We start from the raw sequence: 2,908 nt of genomic DNA, 5'->3' as shown, positions 1-2,908 counted from the left end.
GGGCTGCCCCGCAGGGGCGAGCGAAGCGAGTCAATCCCCCCCTCACCGCCATATTCGAGATGAGAGCCTGTACGCAAGCGCGGGCTCTTTTCTTTTATATTCTCCCCGGGGGGAGCCCCCCGAGAAAAGCCAATCCCGAAGCTAATCCTCTTCCATTCGCTGATACTCTTCGCTGAGATAATCCACCAGCGCCCTGACAGAGGGCAGCAGCCCGCGCCGTGAGGCAAATACCGCATGGATCACTTCCCGCCGCGGCTGCCACTCATCCAGTACCACCTCTAACTCCCCTGACGCCAGCTGATCGCGCACCATTAATAAAGGAAGCTGCACCACCCCTACGCCGGCCATCGCCGCCTCGCGCAGCGCCAGCATATCGGTGGTCACCATTCGCGGCGTGAAATACACCTCCGCCCTTGCCCCCTCAGGCCCGGTAAGCTGCCATTTATGCTGATGCTTGTTCGCCCCCAGGCTGAGCCCAGGCCAGGCGCTCAGCTCAGACGGCGCCTGCGGACGTCCGAGCCGGGAAATCAGCTCCGGACTGGCCACCAGCCGGTGCCCTCGGTCCGCCAGCACGCGCATCACCAAATCGCTGTCCTCGATAGGCCGGGGCCGAACGCGGATCGCCACATCAATGCCCTCCCCGACCACATCCACCCGGCGGTTGGTCGCCTCAAGATGCAAAGTGACCCCGGGATAGCGCGCCATAAATCGCGCCAGCATCGGTCCGATATGGACATGCAGCAAGGTGACCGGACAAGTGATCCTGACGCTGCCGCGCGGCTCGGCGCGCAGCGTGTCGACCGCCTGCTGCGCCGCCTCGGCCTCTATCAGCATCGCTTTGCAATGCTGGTAAAAGGTCTGCCCGACCTCGGTAACCGCGAACTGGCGAGTGGTTCGCTGAATCAAACGCACGCCCAGCCGCTCCTCGAGTTGCGCAATGCGGCGGCTGAGCTTGGATTTCGGCTGGTCAAGCGCTCGCCCCGCCGCGGCGAAACCGCCATGGTCCACGACCTGGACAAACCAGGCGAAGTCATTGAGATCCTGCATCCTTCCTCCATTGTTCCATTTTTGGAACAGTATAGGCCATTTTTGCTTACTACCGCACATGTCGTCCCGGATATAAGCTTATTCGCATCAGATACCGATACACAGGAGAAAGCCATGAAACAGATTACAGGAGTCTACACCGCGCCCGCGCAGCATTGGGTAGGCGACGGCTTCCCGGTTCGTTCGATGTTTTCCTATCAGACGCACGGCCAGCAGCTGAGCCCCTTCTTACTGCTCGACTATGCCGGGCCGTACACCTTCCCGGCGGGCAGCAATAAACGCGGCGTCGGTGAGCATCCGCATCGCGGATTCGAAACCGTCACCATCGTCTACGCCGGAGAGGTAGAACATCGTGACTCCACCGGCCGTGGCGGGGTGATTGGTCCAGGCGACGTGCAGTGGATGACGGCGGGCGCCGGGATCCTGCACGAAGAGTTCCACTCGGAGGCCTTCACCCGCAGCGGCGGCGAGCTGAAGATGATCCAGCTGTGGGTCAACCTGCCCGCCAAAGACAAAATGGCGACCCCCGGCTACCAGAGCATTACCGCCGGGACGATCCCCACCGTCGCGCTGACGAATGGCGCCGGACAGGTTCGGGTTATTGCCGGCCAGTATGACGACGTCAGCGGCCCGGCCCATACCTTCTCACCGCTTAACGTGTGGGATATGCAGCTGAATCAGGGGAGCGACCTCACGCTGCGCCAGCCGGAAGGCTGGAGTACCGCGCTGGTGGTACTGGAAGGGGAAGTGATCATCAACGGTTCCGAATCCGCCCGCGAAGGACAGCTCGCCGTCCTGAGCCAGGCAGGAGAAGCACTGCATCTGGAGGCGACCGCCCAGGCAAAAGTTCTGCTGATGGCCGGCGAACCGCTGCAGGAGCCGATTGTGGGGTATGGCCCGTTTGTCATGAATAACAAAACGCAGATCGCAGAAGCCGTTCGCGATTTTAACAGCGGCCGCTTTGGCCAAATCTAACTGATTGAGGTGAATACTATGTCTACTCCCGCTAATTTTAACGGTGCTCGTCCGGTGATTGATGTCAACGATACCGCAATGCTGTTGATTGACCACCAGAGCGGCCTGTTCCAGACCGTCGGCGATATGCCGATGCCAGAGCTGCGCGCTCGCGCCGCCGCGCTGGCGAAGATGGCCTCGCTTGCCGGGATCCCGGTGATCACCACCGCCTCCGTGCCGCAGGGGCCGAACGGTCCGCTGATCCCGGAGATTCATGAGAACGCGCCGCATGCGCAATACATCGCCCGTAAAGGCGAGATCAACGCCTGGGATAACCCGGAATTCGTCGCCGCGGTGAAAGCGACCGGTCGCAAAACGCTGATTATCGCCGGGACCATCACCAGCGTCTGCATGGCCTTCCCGGCGATTGCCGCCGTCGCCGACGGTTATAAAGTGTTTGCCGTGATTGACGCTTCCGGCACCTACAGCAAAATGGCGCAGGAGATTACCCTGGCTCGCGTGGTACAGGCTGGCGTAGTGCCGATGGATACCGCCGCCGTCGCCTCTGAGCTGCAGCGCACCTGGAATCGCCCGGACGCGGCAGAATGGGCGGAGGTGTACACCAAAGTCTTCCCGGCCTACCAGCTGCTGATCGAAAGCTACAGCAAAGCGCAGGACGTGGTGAAGAATAACGAACAGCTTGATTCTCAGCGCTAAAACACCCGCCCCACTGCGTCGCAGCGGGGCGTTGTTCATTGCGTGAGCGGTCGGTAAAGAAAGAAGAAAATATGCTTGACCGTTTTAACGCAACTCCCTATAGTAGCGCCCCGTTGCCCACCCAAGGTGAGCAGCAAGACAATATGGTGAGGTGTCCGAGTGGCTGAAGGAGCACGCCTGGAAAGTGTGT

At 60.9% G+C, this 2,908-nt stretch carries 3 protein-coding genes; 2 read left to right on the top strand and 1 reads right to left on the bottom strand.

What is annotated here, in order from left to right; translation table 11 throughout:
* Nucleotides 1–141: 141 nt before the first annotated feature.
* Nucleotides 142–1,047 (bottom strand): LysR family transcriptional regulator, encoded by a 906-nt coding sequence (locus tag ABLV64_RS05720; protein WP_004204523.1) that lies wholly within the window; start codon nucleotides 1,045–1,047, stop codon nucleotides 142–144.
* A gap of 114 nt (nucleotides 1,048–1,161) precedes the next feature.
* Here ABLV64_RS05720 and ABLV64_RS05715 point away from each other — a divergent pair, with 114 nt between their 5' ends.
* Nucleotides 1,162–2,022 (top strand): pirin family protein, encoded by an 861-nt coding sequence (locus ABLV64_RS05715; RefSeq protein WP_348843340.1) that lies wholly within the window; start codon nucleotides 1,162–1,164, stop codon nucleotides 2,020–2,022.
* Between the two features lie 18 nt (nucleotides 2,023–2,040).
* The gene (locus ABLV64_RS05710) at nucleotides 2,041–2,718 is read left to right on the top strand and encodes an isochorismatase family protein (protein ID WP_004204521.1); all 678 of its coding nucleotides are present in this window, start codon (nucleotides 2,041–2,043) and stop codon (nucleotides 2,716–2,718) included.
* Nucleotides 2,719–2,908: the final 190 nt, after the last annotated feature.

This window comes from Klebsiella sp. JB_Kp031 (assembly GCF_040064295.1).
Lineage (GTDB): Bacteria > Pseudomonadota > Gammaproteobacteria > Enterobacterales > Enterobacteriaceae > Klebsiella > Klebsiella quasipneumoniae.
This window is presented reverse-complemented; position numbering and strand designations above follow the sequence as displayed.